The sequence below is a fragment of the Sporosarcina sp. P16b genome (assembly GCF_002743065.1).
GTDB lineage: Bacteria > Bacillota > Bacilli > Bacillales_A > Planococcaceae > Sporosarcina.
In genome coordinates this window covers 69,773-96,545 of record NZ_PDYO01000003.1, presented here as the reverse complement: position 1 = coordinate 96,545, position 26,773 = coordinate 69,773, and the positions used below count along the sequence as shown (strand labels likewise).

22 protein-coding genes are annotated in these 26,773 nt (G+C 41.5%); 3 read left to right on the top strand and 19 right to left on the bottom strand.

The window, feature by feature from the left end:
- Nucleotides 1–938: 938 nt before the first annotated feature.
- The 4 genes from CSV77_RS06150 to CSV77_RS06135 all read right to left on the bottom strand — a co-directional run bounded on the left by CSV77_RS06150 (nt 939) and on the right by CSV77_RS06135 (nt 4,700).
- Nucleotides 939–1,703, bottom strand: coding sequence for an ABC transporter permease (locus CSV77_RS06150; RefSeq protein ID WP_099632219.1), 765 nt, complete (start codon nt 1,701–1,703; stop codon nt 939–941).
- The gene (locus CSV77_RS06145) at nt 1,700–2,446 is read right to left on the bottom strand and encodes an ABC transporter ATP-binding protein (protein ID WP_099632220.1); all 747 of its coding nucleotides are present in this window, start codon (nt 2,444–2,446) and stop codon (nt 1,700–1,702) included. Before CSV77_RS06145 ends, CSV77_RS06150 begins: the two co-directional genes overlap by 4 nt.
- Before the next feature lie 23 nt (nt 2,447–2,469).
- Nucleotides 2,470–3,174 (bottom strand): CBS domain-containing protein, encoded by a 705-nt coding sequence (locus tag CSV77_RS06140; protein WP_099672720.1) that lies wholly within the window; start codon nt 3,172–3,174, stop codon nt 2,470–2,472.
- A gap of 137 nt (nt 3,175–3,311) precedes the next feature.
- Entirely contained in the window at nt 3,312–4,700 is a 1,389-nt protein-coding gene (locus CSV77_RS06135) for a trypsin-like peptidase domain-containing protein (protein WP_099672719.1), read from the bottom strand.
- Nucleotides 4,701–4,955: 255 nt separating this feature from the next.
- On the opposite strand from CSV77_RS06135, the gene CSV77_RS06130 reads away from it, so the two are divergent.
- Complete coding sequence (locus CSV77_RS06130) at nt 4,956–5,240, top strand: hypothetical protein (RefSeq protein WP_099637427.1); 285 nt, start codon at nt 4,956–4,958, stop codon at nt 5,238–5,240.
- A 290-nt stretch (nt 5,241–5,530) separates the two neighbouring features.
- Here CSV77_RS06130 and CSV77_RS06125 read toward each other — a convergent pair whose 3' ends face one another.
- Nucleotides 5,531–6,466: a carbohydrate kinase family protein gene (locus tag CSV77_RS06125; RefSeq protein WP_099672718.1), complete on the bottom strand. Its 936-nt coding sequence runs from the start codon at nt 6,464–6,466 to the stop codon at nt 5,531–5,533.
- Between the two features lie 190 nt (nt 6,467–6,656).
- On the opposite strand from CSV77_RS06125, the gene CSV77_RS06120 reads away from it, so the two are divergent.
- Entirely contained in the window at nt 6,657–7,568 is a 912-nt protein-coding gene (locus CSV77_RS06120; RefSeq protein WP_233212183.1) for an NAD(P)/FAD-dependent oxidoreductase, read from the top strand.
- A gap of 45 nt (nt 7,569–7,613) precedes the next feature.
- On the opposite strand, the gene CSV77_RS06115 is transcribed toward CSV77_RS06120, so the two are convergent.
- From CSV77_RS06115 to CSV77_RS06100, 4 genes are all read right to left on the bottom strand, one after another.
- Nucleotides 7,614–9,284 carry an N-acetylglucosaminidase gene (locus CSV77_RS06115; protein ID WP_233212185.1) on the bottom strand — a complete coding sequence of 557 codons (1,671 nt, stop codon included), beginning with the start codon at nt 9,282–9,284 and terminating at the stop codon, nt 7,614–7,616.
- A gap of 179 nt (nt 9,285–9,463) precedes the next feature.
- Nucleotides 9,464–10,603 carry an alanine dehydrogenase gene (ald, locus tag CSV77_RS06110; RefSeq protein ID WP_099672715.1) on the bottom strand — a complete coding sequence of 380 codons (1,140 nt, stop codon included), beginning with the start codon at nt 10,601–10,603 and terminating at the stop codon, nt 9,464–9,466.
- A gap of 182 nt (nt 10,604–10,785) precedes the next feature.
- Nucleotides 10,786–12,156 (bottom strand): aspartate aminotransferase family protein, encoded by a 1,371-nt coding sequence (locus CSV77_RS06105; protein WP_099632235.1) that lies wholly within the window; start codon nt 12,154–12,156, stop codon nt 10,786–10,788.
- Between the two features lie 19 nt (nt 12,157–12,175).
- Nucleotides 12,176–13,645, bottom strand: coding sequence for a CoA-acylating methylmalonate-semialdehyde dehydrogenase (locus CSV77_RS06100; RefSeq protein WP_099672714.1), 1,470 nt, complete (start codon nt 13,643–13,645; stop codon nt 12,176–12,178).
- A 148-nt stretch (nt 13,646–13,793) separates the two neighbouring features.
- On the opposite strand from CSV77_RS06100, the gene CSV77_RS06095 reads away from it, so the two are divergent.
- On the top strand, nt 13,794–15,410 hold the full coding sequence (locus tag CSV77_RS06095; protein WP_099672713.1) for a PucR family transcriptional regulator: 1,617 nt from the start codon (nt 13,794–13,796) through the stop codon (nt 15,408–15,410).
- A 94-nt stretch (nt 15,411–15,504) separates the two neighbouring features.
- On the opposite strand, the gene CSV77_RS06090 is transcribed toward CSV77_RS06095, so the two are convergent.
- From CSV77_RS06090 to CSV77_RS06050, 10 genes are all read right to left on the bottom strand, one after another.
- The gene (locus tag CSV77_RS06090) at nt 15,505–15,990 is read right to left on the bottom strand and encodes a hypothetical protein (RefSeq protein WP_099672712.1); all 486 of its coding nucleotides are present in this window, start codon (nt 15,988–15,990) and stop codon (nt 15,505–15,507) included.
- 19 nt (nt 15,991–16,009) lie between these two features.
- Complete coding sequence (locus CSV77_RS06085; protein WP_099672711.1) at nt 16,010–17,560, bottom strand: sodium/proline symporter; 1,551 nt, start codon at nt 17,558–17,560, stop codon at nt 16,010–16,012.
- Between the two features lie 20 nt (nt 17,561–17,580).
- The gene (locus CSV77_RS16995; protein ID WP_199171330.1) at nt 17,581–17,727 is read right to left on the bottom strand and encodes a hypothetical protein; all 147 of its coding nucleotides are present in this window, start codon (nt 17,725–17,727) and stop codon (nt 17,581–17,583) included.
- A gap of 288 nt (nt 17,728–18,015) precedes the next feature.
- Nucleotides 18,016–19,641, bottom strand: a complete 1,626-nt coding sequence (locus CSV77_RS06080) for an amidohydrolase (RefSeq protein WP_099672710.1) — start codon at nt 19,639–19,641, stop codon at nt 18,016–18,018.
- Between the two features lie 39 nt (nt 19,642–19,680).
- Nucleotides 19,681–21,144 carry a sodium:solute symporter family protein gene (locus CSV77_RS06075; RefSeq protein ID WP_099632264.1) on the bottom strand — a complete coding sequence of 488 codons (1,464 nt, stop codon included), beginning with the start codon at nt 21,142–21,144 and terminating at the stop codon, nt 19,681–19,683.
- Entirely contained in the window at nt 21,144–21,368 is a 225-nt protein-coding gene (locus CSV77_RS06070; protein ID WP_099632241.1) for a hypothetical protein, read from the bottom strand. The genes CSV77_RS06075 and CSV77_RS06070 overlap by 1 nt, the downstream gene beginning before the upstream one ends.
- 35 nt (nt 21,369–21,403) lie before the next feature.
- The gene (locus CSV77_RS06065) at nt 21,404–22,657 is read right to left on the bottom strand and encodes a M20 family metallo-hydrolase (protein WP_099672709.1); all 1,254 of its coding nucleotides are present in this window, start codon (nt 22,655–22,657) and stop codon (nt 21,404–21,406) included.
- A gap of 728 nt (nt 22,658–23,385) precedes the next feature.
- Nucleotides 23,386–24,321, bottom strand: coding sequence for a ribose ABC transporter substrate-binding protein RbsB (gene rbsB, locus CSV77_RS06060; protein WP_099672708.1), 936 nt, complete (start codon nt 24,319–24,321; stop codon nt 23,386–23,388).
- A 15-nt stretch (nt 24,322–24,336) separates the two neighbouring features.
- A complete protein-coding gene (rbsC, locus tag CSV77_RS06055; RefSeq protein ID WP_099632244.1) occupies nt 24,337–25,278 on the bottom strand; it encodes a ribose ABC transporter permease in 942 nt (313 codons plus the stop codon).
- Nucleotides 25,265–26,761 (bottom strand): sugar ABC transporter ATP-binding protein, encoded by a 1,497-nt coding sequence (locus tag CSV77_RS06050; RefSeq protein ID WP_099672804.1) that lies wholly within the window; start codon nt 26,759–26,761, stop codon nt 25,265–25,267. The genes rbsC and CSV77_RS06050 overlap by 14 nt, the downstream gene beginning before the upstream one ends.
- Nucleotides 26,762–26,773 lie beyond the last annotated feature (12 nt).

Below are 26,773 nucleotides of genomic sequence, written 5' to 3'. Positions count from 1 at the left end.
TTCACGCCTGACATTGAGCGAATCATACGACCAATAAAGCGCTTACCCAACAACACAGTCTACCTTCATCACATTTCAACACAAAAAAACTGCCCTCAATAATGAAAGCAGCCAAATGAAACAGCTTGAAAGCAACCCTGCTGGAATGTCGTGAATGTCCGCAAGTAAAGGGAGGGTTGCGTTTGGGAATTAGCGTGGCAAAGCAATGGCGGGCTTTTGTACGCTAATTTCCAATAAGTAGACGTGTACAGTTTGCTTTCAAGTGTTTACGCAATGTACTGTGTGCTAACGGGTTACCGAAAGCCATCTATACAGTGGAGGCCTATTCCACTGCATAGATCACAATCGGAATGCCAGCGACAAGTTTGTGCTAGCCACCGTAATGAATTACCTCGTACTAACACACCAGTGATTACAAGACTAACTCCGACTAACACACGTGGAAAGCGAAGATCCCATCTCAAATTTACTGTATGTAGGAAGAAACCAGCCAATCATCAGGCTTAAGACAGCTGCAACTATGGGTAAACTGCCACTCGTTAAGAGGAAGATGATGTTTCCCACCCGCTAACTTTTTAACCAACTTCATTTTTCTTGAACGCAATGAGAATGTCTCTCAATAAGTATCATCATAGTCGATAATGAGAATCATTGTCAAATAGATTTACAAGAATGAATACTTTGTACTAGTGGCTGGATATTTAAAACAATGATGGTTACGTCTACATATAATGAGTGACTCATCATCGGAACCTCTAAAGTTCTTGAACGACAAAAAAGCCTCGCTCCTTTGTAGCAGGCTTTTTGCAGTGACGTCGATTTTCGAATAGCTAAGCTTGTCTTATACCAAGATGGTTCCGTGGATTCTCCGTAATATTACTGTTACGAGTCGTACAAAATTTCGGCTTGTATTACTTTAAAAAGCACTCGAAAAGTAGTTACTTCGAGTGCTCTTGTCGTTGTAGCATTTGCATGCGTTCATTGAACAATGTTGGATAGGAGAGTAAACCTAAACAAACACTCGTTAATGCAGCAGTTGTCAGTAATAAAAATATGACTAAGATTTGAAATTGAACAGCCTCTAAAGGATCGGCCCCTGCGATGATTTGACCGCTCATCATACCGGGCAATTGCACCAGTCCGATCGTCTTTTGGCTTTCAATTGTCGGAATCATACTTGCCTGAATCGAGCGGATCAATTGCTTATGTATCGCTTGTTTTGGTGTGCCGCCAAGTGACAAAATCAGTTCACTTTCTGGTCGATGCGCTTCCACTTCCGCCACGAAACGATTGAGGAATAAAATCGCAAGTACCATCGAGTTTCCGATCACCATACCGGTCAATGAAATAATATATTGTGCAGTAGCCGGGACAATCTTGAATCCAAGTAAGATGCTTTGCGTCAACACTTCTAGCAACACAAAAGTCACAATCAGCTTCCATGTGATTCCTTTAATACCTTCTCCTTTTTTACGCGCATTTTGCACGGCCGCGCCGATCATCAAGACTACCATCAAAAAGATGAACAAATAACTTTCTGAATCAAAGACAAACTTTAATACGAAGCCGACCGCCACTAATTGCACAGTTGAACGAATCGTTGCGATAATAGTATCTTTCTCCAACTGCAATCCAAGCGTTTTGGAGAGTACTAACGGTATCAACACAAATATCAGTGTTAGGAATAAGGCAGTGGTACTCATGAAAAGTCCCCTTTCAAAAAGCGATTGACCGAAGGGATATCTGAATCATCAAGTACAGATATTTCGCCGGCATCCACTAACTTCCCGTCCACCATAATCCATGCATATTGCCCCATTCTTCTCGCCTGTTCCAAATTATGCGTGATCCAGATGACCGTGATGGCATGCTTTTCATGCAGTGTACGAATCAAATCTTCCACTTCATTCAATGAAGACGGATCTAGCGCGGATGTAATTTCATCCATCAATAAAATCTTCGACTGATTCAATAATGTTCTTGCAATCGATACTTTCTGCTGCTGACCACCCGACAAGTACTGGCTGTCACGTTCGAGATACTCACCTTCAAGACCCACTTGATCTAAAATATCTAACGCTTTTTCTTTACTCAACTTCTTGCCTTGTAAACGTAGTGGCAGGGCCAAATTATCATAGACACTTCCGGTGATCATTGGTGAATTTTGTAACACCATACCCGCTTTTCGACGTAGATCGATTGGTGACATTTCATGAATTGCCTGCCCTTGTACTGTAATTTCTCCAGTAGTAGGACTCAGCAGACCGTTACACATTTTCAATAACGTCGTTTTCCCAGCACCAGAAGGACCGACCAATACGGTGATTTGATTTGTAGGGAATGATCCGGTTATCGCATCGAGAATCTTCGTGTCCCTTACTTCAAACGACACATTGTGAAAATGAATCGCAGGCTCATACAATAATTTATTCTGTTCACTATCCATCCATTTCACCTTTTCTAAACTCTTCATTCATCTATTTTCAGTAAATCCAATGGCGTAATGATGCCAAGTAGTTTCTCATCTTTACCGCCTTGTTCGGTGATGAGCAGTGCTTCGAGTCGTTTCCCCGAAGCAATGGACTTTCTAAAAAAACCTTCTGCATCATACACCGACATGGAACTTTTGACGAAACGATAGGTTTTTCTTCTTTTCTCGTGATTATATATGTCTAATAATGCCGGTATTTCCCGGGAAATGCAATCTGTTTCCTGATCGGCCAGCCAATTCATAATGCCATCTGCGGTAATTAATCCGATAAATCGACCCTTTTTGTAAATAGGCAATTGATTGATCTTCCATTCTCTCACTAAACGCAGACCGGTGGCGAGTGATTCATCCGCTTGCACAATATGTACTTTGCCGGAAAATAAATCTTTGACCGTTAACGGATTGGCTAATTTTTCATCTATACTCTCAATCAGTTTTACAATTTCATCATGGGGCTCTGCTATAGCATAATCAAACCCCGTCCGATTATGCACAATGGCATTACGTAAACTGCCAAACTCCCGTAGATCCTCTTCATAATGAGAAACCAAAGCATGTTGTGTTTTTGCTCTATCAATCTTCTTTGAGAATGAAAAATGGTTCGGCAAATCTGTAATCTTCATCAACGATTTATCAATTCGGTTAAATGCAATGAGAAAACGCTCTGAATTTTTATGCTCCATGAAAGATCGCCTCCTACTCTAGGAAAATTATAGCATATTTTACTACCATTCAAGCCTGTAGAATTCATGGCATATTCTGCTTCCAATAATACAAAAAAGTCGTTGCAGTGCCTCAACTCGGACATTGCAACAACTTATTATTGATTCGAAATCTGTTGAATTTGATAATTACCATACTCATCATTCACCACTGTATACAACTTCTTCTTTTCCAAAAACTGTACCGTTCCATCTTCTTTCGTGAAATTCACTGTTTCATACGTGTACACTTCAATCGATTGATTAGTATAGATCACATCAGTCACGGACGTATCAATAAATTCATAAAACTCATTTTTCACGGATAGCTCATTTAGGAATTCTATCAGCTCATTCTCTGCCGAACTTCCAGTTGCAATATAGGGCGCAATATAATCATAATCGTTATGGTCGATAGCCGCTTCATATTGATTCCTGAAATCATGAATGAAATACTCTACCTTTTCATCCGCTACTTCCGTATCATCCCCATACTCTTCTGTTTCTGGCTCTTCTTCGTAATTATAGTCTTCCTCTTCAGAGTCGTCATAGCCACCATAGTCCTCATAGTCAAACGAAGTATCATCCGAATTTTGATACGACTCCGGCACATAATCATCATAGACGTTGAATAACGCAGCCACCGCTTTATTGCTCATTGGCTCGTCAATCCAGTCGTCAACCTGCTTTTGCATACTATGCATCGGAATAGAAAACCCGAATACGGTATTGTCTTTATAGAGTAAGGAATTAATGCCAATCACTTTACCCGTAGTTGCATCTAGCAACGGGCCGCCGCTACTGCCGTGATCAATTTGTGCATCAATCTGATAAATTTTTTCATAAATGAAATCCATTTCCATGTCCCGATTTAAACCGGTCAAATACCCAATAGACGCGGTGTTCTCAAGACCTTTTGGGCTCCCTAGTGCAATAACTTCCGTACCGATAGGAGTCTCTTTCATTTCGGTCACAAATGGTTTCACATGTTTATTCGCTTCTGATTTGATCAGCGCGATATCATAACGATCAGAAATTCCAATGACAGTACCGTTAAAATCTTTACCCACAGAATTCTTCACCGTCACGTCGGTATAGCCTGCCACTACGTGTGCATTCGTCACGATATAGCCACCAGCCTTATACAGAAAACCTGAACCCGAACCGTCTCCCGTACCAATGGTAAAAACACTCGGTAACGATTCTTTAATGAGCTCTGTTTTATCTTTCACTTGCTTCTTCGTTTCATTGACAACAGTAGGCGCCTTTTTAATATTCAATTCGGTTTCATCTTTACTAACAAATTTTGTTTTAACAGAAGCTATCGTTTCTGTCGGCCAGCGAAAACTCCAATCTGTCGCGTAGCCATAGCTAAGCCCACCGATCCATAATGCCAAGATCATTGCGAAAATAGGTTTAGTATTGCGCACCGCTCGTATCGCCTTACCACAGCCTCCACAAAAGTTCGCATCTTCTGTATTTTTATGACCACATTTCGGACAGTACATACGGTTCCCCCTCTTCCATTCCCCAATGAATTCGAATGACTTTTATCTCTCAATTATATTATATGGACTAATACAAAAGACACACTTCAATTTACTCTAGTTCAACTATCCCTACCGACGTTGCAAATATGACTTTTAGTATTTTTTCTTTCAATATATACACCAATTCATTCTTATTGCATATATCCAATGAAGCGGCACAGTTCTCTAACCAATTTCTACATACGCTAAAGAGAGAAGGAGGTGCATAAAAACATGTCATCTAAAAGGTTCAGACCACACCATGATTATGACGTGCCCTATATTCCGAGAAGAAAAGCACGATGTTATGATGAAAAGAAAATTATTCATATACTTGTTGATTTGACAATGGGCGCACCCGTTGAAATTACACTGAAGGATTCAAAGGATGTACAACATAACGGATACTACTTACAATTCGACAGAAAAATTCGTACAGTCCACTTTCAGCCATTTGGTGATTCAGAAGTCCAGATGATTGATGTAGATGATATTTGTACTATTAGATATGGCTCCTAAAAGAATAAAAAAATGTACACAGCGCACTGTGTACATTTTTTTATTCTATTTGGCTATGTTTTTTCTCCATTGCTTTTTTAATGTGTTTATTATGTTCCTCATTTATCTTTTTAGAGCGCCCAGGGGATGTGATAGAGCGGATGAATGAGGTTATAGAGCGCTTGCGGACAATGATTGAGCGAATAAGCGGACACATAGAGCGCTCGGTGGCTACGATTGAGCGAATTAGCAGGCACATTGAGCGCTGATCGGCCATGAGTGAGTATTAGGTCAAAATCTAAATCGCAACATCACTCTAGTTCATCCGCATGCGGCATCGCGGAAAGCGCGCCGACTTTCATTGCGCATAGCGCCCCCATTTGATTGCCGAACTCGATATGTGCAAGCATTTCTTCGAGCGATTCTGGCTTGCCATTTAAATGAAGACCGCGAAGGACGCCCGCCAAGAAAGCATCACCAGCCCCTGTTGTATCTACGGGATCAATTGGCTCAACCGCTACATGATGTTGTGCTCCTTCAATGACGGCAAGAGTTCCTGCCTCGCCCATCGTCAGCATGATAACAGGAATATTATAGACGGACAGTCGCTCTAGTGCTTTTTCTATACTCGATTCTTGCATAAGAAACATGAGTTCTTCTTCGGTTAGTTTAAGCAAGTCCGTTTGATCTAAAAATGAAAGGATTGTATCTCGACATTTCTCCTCGCTTTCCCAACGTAACGGACGTATATTAGGATCTATCGAGAGATATACATTGTGTTCTTTTGCTAATTCGACAGCTCTCATCGTCGTTGCCAAAGCTGTTGGCTGGAACATCGTACCGGAGCATATATGTAAAATTGAAGCGTGTTGGAAAGCTTGTTCTTGTAAATCACTCGGTTGGACTTGAAGGTCAGGCGTGTCATCTATATATTTTACAAATACTCGATCGCAGTCAGGAGTCAAATGTACATAGACACGATTGACTTTCTTCTCTGGAGAACGGACAGCAAACGTTATATCCACACCTTCTTGACGTAGCTCATTTTCCGCAAATACCGAGTCCTCGTCTTTTCCGATTACGGTGATTAATGAAGACTTTGTACCTAGGCGAGAGACACCCGCCGCTACATTGATTGTTGCTCCGCCGAGAAATGTAGAGAATTTGGTGTTCGTTTCATCTGTTGCGATATAGTCTACGAAAATGTCCCCGTATATTAGGACGTGTTTTTCTTGTCGATTTTTCATGTACTCGACCTCCCAAGAAGTTTTCTTTCTATCGTATCACGGAACCAACTTAACTGTGATACTGTCCGAATAAAATGTTGATCCATACTTTCTGTGCTAATTAAGTTAATCTGCACACACTACAGTTTACTTCAGACGTTTCATGGGAAGTCCTATAACCAAAATGGAATGAAAAGGGATGAAAATAGCAATGATCTATGAATGTGCAATTATTGGTGGCGGACCCGCTGGATTAAGTGCGGCATTAGTACTCGGACGGGCAAGGCGGAATATTATTGTTTTCGATGACGATCATGCAAGAAACCGCGTCTCTCGTGCATCACATGGATTTTTAACGCGTGACGGTATGCAACCTTCAGAATTACGGAAGCTTGGGCGGGAGGAACTGACGCGGTATCCGTCTGTGACATTTCATCATCAAAAAATTGTTGCAGTCGAACGATTGGATGAATCACATTATGAGTTGATGACAGCAGACGGCAGGACGTTCCGCACACAGAAAGTACTTCTTGCTGTCGGTTTGCGTGATGAACAGCCTAATGTGCCAGGTATTGAGCGCTTTTATGGAACATCCATCTTCAGTTGTCCGTATTGCGACGGCTGGGAATTGCGCGATCGTTCTTTGGCTGTGTTTGCGGATAAAAACGTGTTTAAATTAGCAACGGAAGTGTATACATGGAGCCGGGATCTGATTGTTTTCACCGGTGGAGAAGGTCAGCTGACGGCAGAGGAACAAAAGAAATTGAGTGCGAAAGGAATACAAATTGTCGATGATATCATTTCAGGTCTTGAAGGAGAAGATGGGCAACTACACAGGGTGCGGCTTGAAGACGGTACATTGATAGACCGTGCAGGCGGATTTGCCTCTCCTCGCTGGAGTCACCCCAATCATTTCGCTCAAGACTTAGGGTGTGAGCGCAATAAATACGGTGGGATTTTAACCGATGAATACGGACGGACAACAGTTTGGAATGTCTATGCAGCGGGCGACGTTTCACATATCGTCCCTTCACAGCTACTAGTCGCAGCGGGAACCGGAAGCGCTGCAGCTATAGGTATCAATGGTGACTTGACGAAAGAGTTTTTCAAGCGGATGGACTAAAACTAACCCCTTACCAATAATTTAGGTAAGGGGTTGTTTCCGTGTTCATTGCCATTCTAACGGATCTACAAAATCCCCATTCACGTATATTGTGTCATATGGAGCTTTATCTGAACGGATTTTGATCCATGGCGCTTCAGGTAGTTGATCATCCAAAATAACGAGTGGCATGCCCATCTTTTGATATTTATATATGTTTGGCGTGCCTGGTGCTGACGAAGGTATAGGACGTACATTCAAACTGGGCGGATTCGTCAATCCAATCTTCAGCTGGTTCGCTATTTCTTTCCCACCCATTGAACGATCCATTCGATACAAATGCCCTGCAATTTTAGATCCCCAGTATGGATCGGATGCATATTTAACATTCATGCCGACTGCTTTATTTCCGAAATTCGTTCCATTCGCATATTTGGCTTGAGGCGGTAAGTAATTTCTATTCAAAAAGGCATCGACCAGTTCTTGAATATTTGCGCTTACCGAATCAAAGTTTTTATTCAACGGATTATCGTCTGTTACGTACATACCGAATAAATTATTGGATTCCAGCGCGTGCTTACTGAGTCCATACTGGCTTTCATGCTGTGCAAGCGCTAGTATATGCATCGCATTGACATGACTCTCTCTTTCAATTCGCTTCAATTCTGAGCCCAGCCCGATTAATTTACTTCTCGTTGCCGCATTTTTATAAATGGAAGAGTTAGGATAAGACTGCTCCAGGCCCCTAAGCTGTTTCATAATATATGCATCCAACTCTTCAGCTGTATAGCGTGTCATACTACGCATCGGTAAGTACTGGAAGTATTGATGAGCCGTGCCAATCAAAGCCCCTGCTTCATTATGGAAATGACTGCCGTCCGTGCTGTAATACTTTACCCCTTCTTGCATGAAGTTTGGAGCAGCACCCATTTCATACGAAGCGAATGTCTTTGTCCTATGTGAGTAAATGAAATGATAGAGTGAACGATTCGATACTTTGTAATAGGTGCGATCCGTTACGGTCTGACTCGGTAACATCGTTGCATTTTGTGGCCTGATATAGAAGTTTCTTCCCGCTAGCTCGATTTTTACAGAAGTGGCTGTCGAGTCAACATACACAAGTTCCGTGTCAGCTGGGACATATGTTTCTTGAATTTTCAAGTCTTGATCAGCATACAAAATGGTCAATGAGCTACCACCGTATGCCACGGTTGAAATAAGCCCTTTCGGCATGTGGATGATGTTGTTTTGGAACAGCACGACTTGATTGCTATTCATTCGGCTTGCCGCTGCTTCAAAACTTGGAAACCTTTCCACTATGGTAGTTGCGCCATTGGCTTGTACATTCGCCAAGTCATATGTGATTCCCGTTTTAATGGAAAACGTTTTAGTAACCGGTTCTTTTAATGGTTGGTTATCTGTATTATGCACGGCTTGTGTGATATGTAATGTGTACGTTTCGCCGCTATGATAGTTTCCTGTTGGCGGCGCGATATGTACTTTCTTGTCGGAGTCTGAGTATGTTATTGCAGTGCTCTGTTTTACTCCTTTAGAATCCGTGATATAAATCGAATTTTCGACTGTAGACTTTTTTACTGGTTTATTGAACGTGATAGTCCACTGCTTGTCCGGATTTTGATCAGGTGAATGGTCTGGCCAAGTAGCCGCTTCGGTTGACAGCGTCATCACGAGGGTAAGCAGAACAGCGAACAGAGTAGATGTAATACATTTCGTCATGAATTTCAAATCTAGCAACCTCCTTTTGTTGACGATTATACAGGATTTTACTAGATTTACTATATAGAATGAAAGATTTGTTCAATCGTATAAAGAAAAAAAGTCCCTCTACCACCCTATATTTTTTTCAAAATATAGGGTGGTAGAGGGACTCATTTCATTTGTACATAACCATGCTTTTAAGTATTAGTTACTAAACCATTGTTTTCTAATATAGAGATTGAAGGTGTGTAGTGTATAGCCTGTGCTTCCGCAACGGCTTGGTGTGTTACATGACCATTCATAGTATTTAAACCTTTTCGAAGTGCTTCATTGTCTAGCAGCGCCTGTCTGCATCCTTTATTGGCAATTTGCAGCGCGTAGGGTACAGTGACATTAGTTAATGCTACTGTTGACGTCTGCGGTACTGCACCTGGCATATTTGCGACTGCATAATGTACTACACCATGTTTTGTATAGATCGGGGCATCGTGTGTCGTTACACGATCTGATGTTTCAAAAATTCCTCCTTGATCGATTGCGATATCTACAAGAACCGATCCAGGCTTCATAGATTGAACCATTTTTTCAGAGACAAGCTTAGGTGCTTTGGCTCCCGGTATTAGCACTGCACCAATTACGAGGTCTGCTTCTTTGACTGATTCTGCGATAGTATGTGGATTTGAAACCAGCGTCTGAATATTATTGCCGAAAATATCATCTAATTGCCGTAAACGATCTACTGACAAATCCAGTACGGTTACGTGAGCACCCATCCCTATCGCAATACGTGCTGCATTTGTTCCTGCCTGCCCACCACCAATTACTACGACATTCCCCCGAGAAACACCCGGTACTCCAGCTAGTAGAATACCTTTTCCACCATTCGTTTTTTCAAGATATTGAGCACCAATTTGTGTTGCCATTCTTCCTGCTACTTCGCTCATCGGCGCGAGCAAAGGCAATGATTGATTAGGCAACTGAACGGTTTCATAGGCAAGTCCTGTTACTTCACTTTTTAAAAGAGCTTGAGTCAACTCCGTCTCAGATGCTAAATGCAAGTATGTGAATAGAAGTAATCCTTTACGAAAATAACGATATTCAGAGGCAATGGGTTCCTTTACTTTCATAACCATTTCAGCGCTCCATGCTTCTTCCGCTGTCTGAACGATCTTTGCCCCCGCCTCAATATATTCTTCATCTGTAAAACTTGATCCTACACCAGCTGCCGTTTCAATAAGTACTTCATGGCCACACGAACGAAGTGTGTACACTCCTGCCGGGGTCATCGCAACACGATTCTCGTTATTTTTAATTTCCTTTGGTACACCAATCAACATACTCATTCCTCCTCGGATCCAATGTCTACTAGTGTATAGTTATCAGTTCGCTGAGATTTAGTCGTATAAGCCATGGATAGTACACGTCGCTACATCATGTATAGACGAAGTACCTCTGACTACTCATTGCTACACGAGTCGTCAAGAGGCACTTTTCATATCATTACTAGGTAGACAACTTATTATTCATTCTCTTTAAATACTTTTTTAACAACGGATACGATGAAGTCGACATCTTCATCTGTACAAGAAAGTGGCGGGCAAAGTGCCAAGACATTATTAAATCCTTCTACTGTCTCACCGTTGCGACCCACAATCAGTCCATTCGCTTTACACTCTCCAATAATTTTCGTCATGCGTGCATTCGTTGCAGGCTCTTTTGTCTTCTTATCTTCGACGAGTTCAATTCCCATCAAGAAGCCAATACTACGAATATCTCCTACGTTCGGGTGATCTTGTAAACATGCAAGTTCATCCGATAGCCGCTCCCCAAGTTCTGCCGCACGATTGATAAGATCTTCGCGTTCTAGAATCTCTAGGTTCTTTAACGCAACTGCACACGCAGCTGGATTTCCACCAAACGTATTGACATGACGGAAATGACTGTAGTCTTCGCTAGTATCGAACTTTTCATAGATATCTTTGCGGATTGCTGTCACCGATAATGGAAGGTAAGCACTAGTCAAACCTTTCGCCATCGTCACAACATCTGGTTTCACATTGTAATGTTGATGTCCAAATGCTTTTCCAGTACGTCCAAACCCACAAATCACCTCATCCATGATCAAGAGGACACCGTGACGGGTACAGATTTCTTGGACTTTCTCTAAGTACACCGGATGCGGAATTAAGATTCCTCCCCCTGTAATGAGCGGCTCCATAATAATTCCTGCAATCGTATCTTTTTGTTCCCAAATGATTTTTTCTTCAAGCTCCAAAGCGCGTTGGATATTATAATCTTCGACCGATATTCCTTCGGGCTTTCGATAGTTATCTGGAGGTGCTACATGTAAGAATCCTGGCACTAGCGGCTCATACTTGTATTTTCGCAAAGCTTGACCTGTAGCGGATAGCGCTCCCATTGAGCCTCCATGATATGCACGGTAACGAGAGAGGAATTTATATCTGGAAGGTTCCCCGTTTTGCTGGTGATACTGACGAATAAGCTTGAATGCTACTTCATTCGCATCTGAACCACTATTTGAATAAAAGATCTTATAGTCATCGCCTAGCATTTCATTTATTTTGGCGGCCAGTTCAATTGCCGGTCCATGGCTTTGTGTCATGGGTACATAAGAAAGTTTTTTCATTTGCTCATAGGCTACTTTTGCTATCTCTTCTCTTCCATAGCCCACATTCACACACCATAGTCCTGACATACCATCTAAATACCGATTACCTTCATGATCAGTAATCCAAGCATTTTCCCCACTTTCAATAATCATCGGTGGATTTTTTTCATTGTATGCTGAAATATGATGCCAAACTTTATCCCGATTTTGTTCTGTTACTTTCTTTTTATTATCCCGGTCTTGTTCATGTACAGTTTTCAATATCTTTCCTCCCTTTTTATCAATATTCGTGGCGTGCAGTCAACATTTTTTTACGTGTGTAGAATTCGATACCATCACGGCCGTTTGCGTGTAAATCCCCATAAAAGGACTTCTTATAGCCGGAGAATGGGAAGAATGCCATAGGCGCTGGTACACCCAGATTTATACCAAGCATCCCTGCATCAATTTCTTCTCGGAATTGGCGGATCGCTTTCGAGCTATCTGTGTATAAACATGCACCATTTGCAAAGTCTGATTGATTTGTAAGCTCAATTGCATCATCCAATGTTTCTACTCTGATTACTGAAAGTACCGGTGCAAATATTTCTTCTCTCCAAATCCGCATTTCGGTTGTAACCCCTTCAAAAATCGTAGGCCCTACGAAATATCCCCCTTCAGAAGTAGATGGATCGCCGCGGCCGTCACGTACAAGAGTTGCCCCCTCTTCAATCCCCGCCTCGATATATGAAAGTGTTTTATCTTTGTGGGAATCTCGAATGACAGGTCCAAGGAATACTCCTTCTTCTAATCCGTTTCCAATCGTCATCTTATTTGCTTCTTCAACTAAGCGTTCCACAAGCTGGTCAGCAATATCACCAACTGCAACTACTACTGCAGCAGCCATACATCTTTCGCCAGCAGAACCAAATGCCGCATTGGTAATATTAGTAACTGTTAAATCCAATTCCGCATCCGGCATAACAATCGAATGATTTTTGGCGCCTGCTAGTGCTTGAACACGTTTTCCATTGGCAGTTCCTGTTTTATATACATGCTCTGCTACCGGCTGTGACCCAACAAATGAAACGGCAGGAATATCTGGATGACTTAAGATTCCGTTCACGATATCCTTTGCGCCATGAACGATATTGAACACACCATTCGGTAATCCCGCTTCTGTTAATAGCTCTGCTAATCTATTTGCCAAGAGTGGTGTACGCTCTGAAGGCTTTAAAATAAATGTATTTCCTGCTGCAATGGCAAGCGGGAACATCCAACAAGGAACCATCATCGGGAAGTTAAAAGGCGTGATCCCTCCAACCACTCCTAAAGGATAGCGATACATACCCGATTCGATGTTTGTGGCAATATCAGGAAGTTGATACCCCATCATCAACGTAGGAGCTCCTGAAGCAAATTCCACACACTCAATCCCGCGCTGAACTTCACCGTAAGCCTCCGTATAATTTTTTCCGTTCTCTATAGTAATCAGTTGTGCCAACTCATCCCAATTAGCAATCAAAAGTTGCTGGTATTTAAATAGAATACGAGCCCTTTGCGGTACAGCTGTTTTCTTCCAAGAAGAAAACGCTTTTTTCGCTGCATCTACCGCAACTTGAAGGTCCTCTTCAGTTGAAATAGGTACATCTGCAATAATTTCGCCTGTCGCCGGATTTGGCACTTCTTCATATTTATCAGTGAGTGATTTTACCCATTGTCCATTAATAAAATTTGAAAGCGTTTTCTTTTCTATTACTATTGAATTCATTTTCATTCCTCCTATTCACCTAATCTTGCTTTACAACAAGACTTGAGCTAAACTACTTTCTATAGTTTAACAATTTATCAAAATACTTTCATTTTACATTGTGTAACATCGTACGGATAATCTTTTGACGATACGGAGGTCTATTTTCATGAATGAACTTTCTTTGACCGTTCAAGACGTCTTAGCCCGCGACACTTTCAAGCACGCCAAAGTTATTGCTGGAAGTAACGGATTGGATCGTCAAGTTAAATGGTCGCACGTATTAGAAGTTAGTGAGTTTAGTTCGCTAGTTAATGGCGGTGAAATTATCTTAACGACAGGCATTCATCTACAACTGGATAACGCAACACAGCTACAATATATAAAACAGCTAATTGAACTAGAAGTTGCCTGTCTGTGTGTTGAAATAGGGCCGTACGTCAGTGAGATCCAACAAGATATTATCACTCTTGCAGATGCACAAAAGTTTCCAATTATCGTGTTCGAAAAAGTCGTTAAATTTGTTGATATCACACAAGATTTACATACAGTAATCATTAATCGTCATTATGAAATGCTGTCGAAGTTAGATACATTATCGAGAAGGTTTAATGAGTTAAGTTTAATGCCAAACGGAATCTTAAAGATTCTTCACGAGTTACACTCGCTGTTCAATCAGACGGTGTTGTTTATATCCGATGATGCGAAATCTTATTACTACCCTGTTGAATCGACTTCGTGGAAAAATAGCATAAAAGAATTTCTTAGTGAGAAGACTACGCAAAAGCTAGAACAGGACATCTATACCATCGATGATCAGCCATTTGCCTTGTTCCCCATCAATGGTTTAGGCCAATCTCTTGGATATTTATGTCTTCACCTTCCACAGGCAATAAAAGATGAATTTGTCTTTTTAATCTTGGATAGGGCCTCCCTTGCAATTGCTCAAATATTACTTCGGAATCGCACTATTCAAGAGAGAAATCAATACAATGAGGATGAGTTTGTGCGTAACTTACTGCATGGCCGTCCTGTAGATGCAGAAGATATCCAATCCTTTTTACCAACGAAAAGTCCGAATACTCATTACAGAATCTTCGTCATTCAGTTGGATACGCATGAAACCACTATAGATGAAAACAGTTGGGAAGAAATCCGCTTACAACAATCTATGATGATTCGTTCTGTCTTTAAACGACATAGTTTCTTTCCAACTATCTCTGTAACTAAAAATGAAATTACAATTATTGCATCGTTTATCGCTTCGGGTACACATGTAAAAGACATGAATCGTTTCACTCAAGTAACCGAACAGTTAACAGCCATGGACAATGACCATTTCTTTAACGAACGGGAATATAAATTTGGTATCAGTTTAGTTCACCATAACCATTCACACATCAAAGAAGGATATAAAGAAGCAAAAAGAGTGGCTGAACTCAAACAAAAGTTTGCATTCGAGAGTAATTTTTATGAAGATTTAGGGGTCTATAGACTACTACTTCTTCTCAACGAACAAGGAAACCTTGATAACTATGTAGAAGATTATCTACAAGACCTTATTGATTACGATCAAGAGAACGACAGTAACTTATTCGAAACGCTCCGTATTTATCTTGAATGTGGCGGTTCAAAAAAAGAAACCGCAGATCGTCTATTTATCGTCAGACAAACACTGTACCATCGACTCGAAAAGATTGAATCTATAATGGGGGAGAATTTTATGTCCCCATTAAATCGGATTGCACTCGAAGTAGCCATAATGGCCAAACAAGTTTTACTGTAAATATCATCCCCACCTGTTTACAGCCACTGCTCGCTTGCATAGTGCGAAGAGTGGCTGTATACGACTTCATTTTTAACTTTGACCGTCGATCTTGTTATAACGGATGATAGCTTCCGCTAATCGCATCCACTATGAGTTGCCCTGATTTTTTATTGTCCAACTTGAAATTTGTTATCCAAAATGGTCGATAAAATAGATTCCTTTGAACTTCTGTGATTTTAGGCATCGTAACAAATTTAGCTTTTGAAGAAGCATTGTCAAAAATAAATCTTTCAGCCATCCCCGCCGCTTCTTCCTCTCCAATCACCAACTCGGGGAACCGACCCACTTCCACTTTCTTTCTAGAAAAGCTTGGCCTAACATCCACCATCGCCCCTCTTCCACCAAGCCCATCGATTGTACAAGCTGCCTTCCCCTTAAATTTCAGCAAGCTTTTAGCACTCACTTGATATTCAAAAAAGTAATAAGGATAGTAAATAATATCTTGGATTTGAAAATACGTTTCTTTTTCGTATTGCTGCAATCCTAGCAATACCTCTTCTTTAGTAAACTCGATTTCTTGTAGCAATATAGCGCTCATCAGTACCTACTCCTGTAAGTTATTTATTGTCTGCCAAAAATTTAGATACATTGCTAGCTTCGGGAGCCAAATCACGTGTAATGTTGCGGTCAAATTCTTTTGAAAATACACGTCTTTTTCTGGACTGTTCGAACGCTGTTAGTATTTCATCTGATGGTTTACGACCAAATCGACTTCCGATGATCATGCCTAACAGAGATACTAGTAAACCTGCCAAGAACGGATGAAGTCCTGTAGAAGTTTCTAACCCCATGGAAGTCCAAATGATATTTGTTGTAGCACCGCCAATCATTGCACATAAGCAACCGATATAATTCGCTTTTCTCGAGTAAACTGAAGCAACATACGGAACTAAGAAAGCATTCCCCAATGTACCAAAAGCGAACAAAACCAAGGCAAACACGGATGGCGGTTCATAAATGGCTACTACCACTCCTACTACTCCTCCCAATAGAATGCATAATCTTGATACAAGAATCATCGTTTTGGGGCTAGCATCTTTGTTGATGAAACGTTGATAGACATCACGTGAAAGAATAGAACCTGCTTGCATCAAGATAGAGTCTGCAGTGGACATTACTGCCGACATAATGGCTGAGAGCAATAATGCCGCAAAAATTCCAGGGAATAACGTATACGCTAGCTCTGTAATAATCATTTCTGGATCAGCAATAGTGGGGAGTAAAATAATCCCGATCATTCCTAGAATATACGGTACAAAGATGAAAAATTGATTCCATATAGCACTAATAATAACTGCACCTTTTACTGTTTTCGTACTCTTCATCGACATATGGCGAACTACCACATGTGGAAGTCCCATATATCCAATTGAGTAAATGAGTATTGCGCCGAGCACCATCCCCCATTGACCATAGTAGGCAAGATCTTTACCCCAAATACTTAAATACGTAGGGTCTACAGCTTTCAGTGCGACGTTCAATCCCGTAAGTCCACCTATATGAAAATAAGCGAGAATACCAATCCCTACGACACCAAGAACCATGATCAAGCCTTGTACAAAAGAAGTGTATGCGACAGCTAAATACCCGCCTGCCACAGTATAGATGATAATGACGCTAATCCCGATAAGCAGAGACAGTTCATATGTAAAACCTGTCAGTGCAGACATTGCCTTACCCGCTGCAATAAACTGAGCGCAAACGTATCCAAATAGAAAGACAATAGAAATGATAGAACCGACCACTCGCACACTCGGGCTTTCAAAACGTTTCTCCAAATATTCAATTGGTGAAAGCGCTCCCAATAATTCAGACATTCTTCTCATTCGCTTACCTAAAACAGACAGGTTAATAATCGATCCACCTGCATCCCCAATCGCGTACCAAATGGCATACCAGCCATATTTAAAGGCCATCGCCGGAGCTCCCATAAACATAAATCCACTCATAGCTGTCGTTTGCATGGTCATAGCAGTGACGGCCGGTCCAAGAGATCGCCCACCGAGTAAATACTGTTCTGTAGAGGCGGACGATCTTCGTGAAAACCACAAGCCAATCGTTAATAGAATCCCTAAGTATATAATGAAAATTACCCCATCCATGCTCATTGAATGCCCTCCCATCGCGACTATAGATTTTGATTCTGGTCTTTTTCCATCTTCTCTTCCAACTCATCATCTTTTTTCATTTTAAAGTAGATAATGGTTGCTAACCCTACCCATATGAAAGGCCATGGAACAAACCACCAAAATGTTTCTACAGGAAAACCAAGCATGTATTCACCTCCCGTTTCAATGTACTCTCTATTCTTTAGGCTTGATATAGTATAGTAATAACTAGGTAATCATACATTGGACATACTGTTATTTCGTGATAAAAATATTTAGTCACTATGTCTTGCATATCATTTGCTGTCAACCGATCTACGTTAAAGAATTACTTTAGGATCCAATGCGAGTATTATATGGTTTTGCATCGTATTTCTCCATAATAAGAGCCATTCGAAAATATCGAATGGCTGGTACTTCCATAAACTAGTATGCAACTTTTTTAATAAAACATCTTATTTCCTATTACTATACTGCTTTTCATACGCTATTTTCCCATCGATCATCGTCAATTCCACAGTCAGATCTTTAATGCTCTCACTATCGACTGATAGAATACTTTGATCTAACACAACCAAATCTGCTAATTTCCCAACTTCAATACTCCCTTTTTGTTTTTCATCAAAACTCGCATAAGCACCCATATAGGTATAGGCTTTGATGGCCTCGAGCACACTCACTCTCTGATAAGTCCCAGCGTCTTGTCCGGAAATAGTTTTTCTATTCACTGCCGCATGTATACCGAGAAGAGGATTATGGTCTACTACAGGCGTGTCAGAGGCAAATGCAAAAGGTATTCCCTTTTCCAAATAGTCATTTGCTGGATACATCACATGTACGCGATCACCGTAAAATTCAAGATAGCTATCACCATTCACATACATAAAAGCGGGGTTCGGAATAACAACAACTCCTAACTCCTTCATCCGTTCCTGTAGATCAATACTAGCTATTCCGGCATGTTCAATTCGATGACGATGATCTGTCCGTGGATGTTTCTCTAGCGCCTCTTCTATACAATTCAACACCATTTCAATCGCCCGATCGCCTTGTGCATGTGCAGTAATTTGGTATCCCTTGCTGTGTGCTTCTCCTAAAATTTCATTCATTCTTTCCTGGTCGTAATAAAGTATGCCTGTATCTGTCGGATCACTATCATATGGTTTTCTTGTGGATAAAGTAGGTCCTGTACTGCTGCCATCTGTAAAGAGTTTAGCGGGTCCAATTTTAAACCATTCATCGCCATCTCCCGTAACTACACCTTCATCGATCATATGTCGGATAAAAGATTCTGAATCCGTCAAAGATCCAATGAGGGCATACACTCGGTTTTTTACATCTCCTGAATCTATACTTGTTTTCATCAGCTTTAAAATATCTGGTCCCCAGCCATAACTGCCTGCATCATGTAAACTGGTTATGCCGGACTCCACAAATATCTGCGACGCTAATTTCAGTCCTTTTTTAATTTCATCTGCACTATAATCTGCTACATTAAATAGTTGCATATGTGCATTCTCAATCATTTTACCTGTTAATTCACCATGTACATCACGCTCTATCTCACCGCCTGCAGGATTTTCAGACTTCGATGTGATACCTGCAAGTTCCAATGCCTTGCTATTTACGATAGACGTATGATTACAAACTCGAATAATTACGATTGGATGTTCAGCAGATATAGCGTCCAGCTCTTGTATGGTAGGGAAACGTTTTTGCTTAACAGCATTTTCATTAAAGCTTGTAACCCGGATCCACTCTCCTTTTGGAGTTTGTTCCGCTCTCTCTTTCATTTTCTCATACAAGATTTCCAACGAATCGATTTCAACACTTGCACAGTTAATACCGAGCAAGTTCGTTCCATAAATAGTTAAATGTAAGTGCGGATCTATGAAACCTGGAAGAAGGGATTTTCCTTCCAGGTCGATAACTTTCGTGTTTTCTCCAATAAACTCTCCAACTTCCTCCATCTGACCGACGCCAATGATTGTATGATCTTTTATTGCTACCGCTTCCATGATGGAGCAATCCTTATCGACTGTGATCACTTCTCCATTAGTAAATACTATATCTGCATGCATTATAGATCACCTCTCTGTACTTGACTACACATGTATTGATTAGCTACGAATATACGTGTCTTCTTCCTCGCTTGTATCTGATTTTGTAAGTAGGCTTACTACAATCATAATGACAACATTAGCAATCAATCCAATAATTCCAGCGTGGATGCCTAATGGTGTAGTGTCTGCAACTAGTTGGAAATAGAAATTCAACATTGCCCCCACTACTAATCCACTGATAACTCCTTTAGCCGTTGCGCCACGCCAATACAGTGCACTGTAAACTCCTGGTGCAAACTGTACAATAGCGCCATAAGCTCCTAAAAGTAAGACAATTAATCCCTGACCTCCGAAAACGGTGATAATATAAGCCAATCCACCGATACCGAATACACCTATACGCATAATCTTTAAAACGGTCTTATCGGATAAATCTTTGAAAATCGTACGAATCACACCGTCCGTCGTTTCCAAGGTGGCGTTGTGCGTAATCGCATCAGCGGACGACATGGCAGCTGCTAGTGCACCAGCGCCAACTAGTCCATACACCCATCCCGGCAGATTCATGACAGTAGTGATCAAAAATGGGAGTACCTGATCCGCACTTTCAATCAAGTTCGCATCTACAATGCCTTTAGCTGCAAATCCAACCAGCAATAAAGGGACTAGGAATAGCGCGAAGATCGGATAAACCAAAACTGTTTTCTTAATCACTTTGGGGCTGGATGCATAGGACTTCGTGAATAGATGTGGCCACATCAAGAATCCTATTACAGATACTAAAATTGTCGTTGTAAAGGGTATCGTCCCCATAGCAGATCCTTCTTTTCCTATCTGTAAGAATCCAGGGTTTTCAGCTGCAATATTCGTAAACATAACTCCCATCGAGTCGTGTAACTGATTCACAATCGCTATTCCTACAACCCATGAAATAATAATCATGAGTAACCCTTGGAATACGTCAGACCAAGCTGCGGCCCGTAGCCCTCCTGTCGCCACATAAATAACAACAATTCCGTATGCGAGAAGAGCTCCGAGCCAAAATGGAATTCTTCCTTCTGTCATGATATTAAAGATGTGTGCCATTCCTGTTAACTGGGTAGCCAAATATTGAATGGAAGCTAATAATGCAAGTAAACCAACTATTATGCCGAGAGTCTTACTTCTATAACGAACTCTGAAAAATGAAGATAATGTATACAGATTAAATTTCTTTCCGATTCTAGAGATTTTAGGTCCTATAATATACCAAGGTAGTATCGCAAATGCTGTATAGATAATAATATAATATGCAGGAGCCCCTTTTTCATAAGCCCAACCAGGCGCGCCCAAAAATGAGAAAGCGCTAAATACAGCTCCGCCCATCAAGAACCACATGACGATTAACCCTAACTTACCTCCTGCAACGGCAAATTCATCGAGTGAACTGGAATCTTGACCTTTACCTGCCCACACTCCAACAACCAATGCGATGACTAAATAGCTAATCATAATAATTAATGCAATTTGCCAATGCTCCATCATTCATCACCTTCTTCAAATTGATGTTCTGGATCAAATTTATACAAAATCAAAACCCCTGAAAATGTGATTAAGATTACTAGAATAATATAGAAAAATGAGAAAGGTAGTCCCATAATAATAGGAGTTGCTCGGTTTGCTATCTCGAATAAAGGAAATATTAATAATAAAAAAGGAATAGTAACGATCATTATATAAATAGTAGTGAACTTCTTTTTACTCATCCAATCCCTCCATTCGCCATATTCTTTGTGAATGATTATTTTTGACAAGCCATTTTATAAACAGTCTTATAAAGTAACTCCACTCCTAATGCAATATCCTCTGGTGAACTATATTCTTTTGGGTTATGACTAATTCCATCTTTTGAACGAACAAAAATCATACCGTAGTCACATACATAGGACATTTCAAGCGCGTCATGAAATGGACCACTCATGAATTCTGGTGGGGTTAAATTCATGTCAGCACTTTCTTCTCTCATGATCTGCATAATATTTTTATGACAAAATCTAGGTTCACTTCGTGTATCTTCACTGATCTTATAAGACAGGCTATGTTCATCTGCAATGTTCTCTAGTTCCTGAAGGAAAGCTTGTTCAATATGATCCCGTCTACTTTCATTAATATCCCGCAAATCCACTGTAAACGTGACTTTTTCAGGAATGATATTGCGAGAGTCAGGAAACACTTGCAAACTTCCGACTGTACTCACTGTGGGTGCTCCTGGAACTTCTTGAGCTAACTGATTTAACTTTACAATGACTTTAGCTGCACCCACTAAAGCATCTTGACGCATGGGCATTGGCACAGAACCCGCATGACCCGCCATGCCTTCCATTTCAACCGTCAACCACAAAGGGCCTGAAATACCGGTAACAATTCCAACGGGTTCATTCTTCGCTTCCAAAACCGGTCCCTGTTCAATATGAAGCTCTAAAAATGCCGCTATGGTAGAAGTGTCAATCAACGATTCTTGAAACTTTGACGGATCGCAACCAAATTCAATGAGCGCCTCTCGCCTCGTCATTCCATTCTTATCCCTTCGTTCGAGCTCTCCCTCCTCTAATTTACCTAACACGCCTCTTACACCAAATAAGCCTTTATTGAATCGTGAGCCTTCCTCATCAGCAAAGGCAAATATCATAATGGGGATTTCAGGCTTTATCCCCTTATCATGCAGCGTTTCCAATACTTCAATCGCCCCGATTACTCCAAGCGCCCCATCATATCTTCCACCATAAGGTTGTGAATCAATATGTGAGCCCATTACTAAGGCTGGAGCATCATTCGCTACGCCATCCATTCTCCCGATTAAATTACCAAATTGATCAATTTCCGTCTGTAAACCGATTTCATCCATATACTTTTTCACATGGAGCACCGCTTCTTTATCTTCAGGTGAGTGTGCAAGTCTGGAGACACCAGTGGAATCAATTTTCCCTATTCTCCCTAAAACTTGTAGATTATTATTTACTCTTCCTGATTGAATTGAAAATGTGGTTGCTTTCATTTAAACACTCTCCTTTGAATGAATCTCCCTGCTATTCAATGTGTATTGCATAACAGGGAGATTCATTTTACTAAATGTAAAGTCATTGCATAGAAACCAAAACAGATTGTCCATTTACTTTATATAGTCCACATAAAACGATGAGGGTTTACAGTACATGCATATGATAACAACACTCCTTTTATACACTGTTGAATGTTATACGACGTAACTTGGATACAAGATAGTGCGGATGCTCTATCTCACGGGTTATCCGCTCTATAGAGGACCGCGAGCGCTCTATCTTACGGGATTTCCGCTCTATAGTAGACCGCGAACGCTCTATCTCACGAGATGTCCGCTCTATAGCGGGTCGCGAGCGCTCTATCACACGGGATATCCGCTCTATAGTGGACCGCGAACGCTCTATCTTACGGGTTATCCGTTTTATAGTGGACCGCGAACGCTCTATCTTACGGGATATCCGCTCTATAGTGGACCGCGAACGCTCTATCTTACGGGATATCCGCTCTATAGCCGGTCGCGAACGCTCTATAGAGCGGGTTATCCGCTCTATCAGGGCACGTGATCGCTCTATCTTACGAGTTATCCGCTCTAGAGAGGACCGCGAACGCTCTATCTCACGGGGTACTCGCTCTATCCCCATCCAACACCCCCTCAAAAAACACAAAAAAACTCCCCAGCCAAAAAAACTTGGCCAGAGAGCTCCCTCAAACTAAAACTCGCATTTACTCTTTAATTAATTCCAAATCAACAGGAATATCTGCGTCTACCTCTTCACCGTTAAGTATGGCTACTGCTGCATCCATTGCCTTCGTCCCAATTTCCTCGGGCTTCTGTGCGACCGTGGCGGACAACTTACCATCTTTGACAGATTTGACCGCGTCGTCTGTTGCGTCGAATCCAATAATTACGATGTCCTTACCAGCTGACTTAATGGCTTCTAATGCGCCCAACGCCATCTCATCATTATGCGCGAATACGCCTTGGATGTCTGGATTCGATTGTAAAATATTTTCCATTACCGTTAAACCTTCTGCACGGTTAAAGTTCGCTGTTTGTTTCGTCACGATATTTACTTTGCCGTCTACCGCTTCGTTAAAGCCCGCTCCTCGGTCACGTGCCGCGGATGAACCTGAGATGCCTTCAAGCTCTGCCACTTTCGGGTTATCTTCGCCAAGTAACTCCATCATGTATTCTCCAGCTAACACACCGCCCGCTTTATTATCAGAGGCGATGTGGGAAACCACTTCTCCACCTTCTGCTCTACGGTCTACCGTGATAACCGGAACGTTGGAACTGTTTGCCGATTGTACTGCAGAGACAACTGCTTCAGAATCTGTAGGGTTGATAATCAATAAATCTACACCTTGTTGAATTAAATCTTCCACGTCACTCGCTTGTTTAGACGCATCATCTTGTGCATCGACAACGATTACTTCTGATCCAGATTCCTTCGCCTGTTCCTTCACACCTTCACTCAGTGTCACGAAGAATGGATTGTTTAGTGTCGATATGGAAAGACCGATTTTATATGCCTTGTCGCTTTCTTTTCCAACCTTGCCTTTTTCATCTGATGAAGATTTCGAGCCGGGTTGATCCAATGAACAAGCAGCCAATACGAGAACGACTGCCATAAGTAGTAACCATTTGATAGTTTTCATTACATTCACATCTCCTTATGCTGTTTTTTTGCGATCTAAGAGTACTGCGATTAATATTACTGCACCCTTTACAACCTGTTGGAAGAAAGAGGAAACACCGATCAAATTCAACCCATTATTTAAAACACCTATAATCAAAGCACCAATCAATGTGCCAACAATCCATCCGCGACCACCAGTCAAGCTTGTCCCACCTAGTACAACGGCCGCAATCGCATCGAGTTCAAACATATTACCCGCTGTAGGCTGTGCCGAGTTTAAGCGCGATGTCAAAATTAATGCCGCAATGGCTGTCAGACCGCCTGCTAATGAATAGACATAAATCTTCACCCGGTCTACATTAATTCCGGAAAGACGTGACGCTTCTTCATTACCACCGACGGCATACACACGGCGTCCGAATGTCGTTTTCTTCAATATAAAGTACAGCACTGCAAAGGAGATGGCCATCGTGATGACCGGAACTGGAATACCGAAAATATATCCTTTTCCGAGCATTTGGAATGTAAATGAATCGCCAAGTCCTGAAATCGGACGGCCTTCAGTATAAACTAAAGTCAATCCGCGGAAAATCGTCATCGTCGCGAGTGTCGCGATAAATGGTGCGACCTTTCCTTTCGCAATAATTAAACCGTTAATTGCACCGAGTAGCACACCTAGTAATACGCCGAGTAGCATGGCTAGAATTGGATCCATGCCGCCTGACATCATACCCGCGGTCACGGCACCGGTTAACGCGAGAATCGATCCAACTGATAAATCAATTCCACCGGTCAAAATAACAAACGTCATCCCGAACGCAATCAATGCGTTAATGGAAACTTGACGCAATACGTTGAACAAGTTGTTCATCGTTAAAAAACTCGGACTCATGATTGAAATAATAACTACGATCAATAGTAAGCCGATAACCGGTCCTAATTTCTGTAATGACGATTTCATATTAGTCTTGGACAACTTTGTCACCTCCTGTTGCAAAATGCATAATTCGTTCTTGTGTCATTTCTTCTTTCGGTATATCTGCCATCAACTGGCCTTCGTGCATGACGAGCACGCGGTCTGCCATACCGATTACTTCCGGTAATTCAGACGAAATCATCACAATTGCGACTCCACGCTCAGCCAATTCATTGATGATGCTGTAAATTTCTTTCTTCGCCCCAACGTCGACACCTCTTGTCGGTTCATCCAAAAACAGAATATCGGGCTCAATTCCAAGCCATTTTGCGATGACTACCTTTTGCTGGTTACCGCCACTCAACGACTTGACAATCTGTTCGGGTCCAGATGTACGAACGCCTAAACGTTTAGACATCGTGTCATACAACTGCTTCTCTTTCGTTCGTTGAATGACTCCTGAATTTGAAATCCGCTTGAAGTTGGTCAAGCACATGTTTTCCCGAACCGAAAAATCAAGAATCAACCCTTCCGATTTCCGATCCTCCGTGACATATCCGATGCCGAGCTTTTTCGCTTGCAACGGATTAGAAATAACCACTTGCTTGCCATCAATGAAAATCTTACCCGCAGTCGGTTTCTTAAAGCCGAAAATCGATTGAATCACTTCCGTACGACCCGCACCCATCAATCCAGCAATACCGACAATTTCACCTTTTCGCACTTCAAACGATATGTCTTCAAAATGGTCACCACGCGCGAGGCCTTCTACTTTTAGCTTCACATCTCCGATTTCACATGCACGCGCTGGGAATCGTTCGCCCAGCTCACGTCCGACCATCATCTGTACGATTTCTTCAAACGTCGTGTCTTTTATATTCCGTACACCAACGTATTGTCCATCTCGTAAAATCGTAATCCGGTCGCACATTGCGAAAATCTCTTCCATTCGGTGTGAGATATAAACGAATGAAACACCTTCTGCTTGCAATGCTCGAACGGTTTTAAATAACGTTTCAATTTCACGGTCTGTCAATGCTGCAGTTGGCTCATCCATAATAATTAATTCAGCATTAGAAGAAACCGCCTTCGCTATCTCAATAATCTGCTGTTTACCAACGGATAATTCACGAGTGATCGTGCGTGCATCGACATCCAAGCCTAGCTTCGATAAAGTTTCTTCCGCTTGACGATTCATTTCTTTCGTCTTCAAAATCCCACTTTTGCCGAACGTCTTTTCTTTACCTAAATAAAAGTTCTCGGCAACTGTCAAGTCCGGTAAAATATTAAGCTCTTGGTGAATGACCGCAATTCCCTCTGCTTCAGCTTCCTTGGCGTTCTTGAACTCTACTTTTTTCCCTTTGACCGTGATCTCTCCTACGTCACGCGTATAAATCCCTGTCAAAATCTTCATCATCGTCGATTTCCCTGCACCGTTCTCTCCCATGAGCGCATGGATTTCTCCTTTGACTACAGTAAACTCCACATTGTCGAGTACTTTATTTCCATTGAAACTTTTCGATATCCCGCTCATCGCAATCATTTCTGCACACCC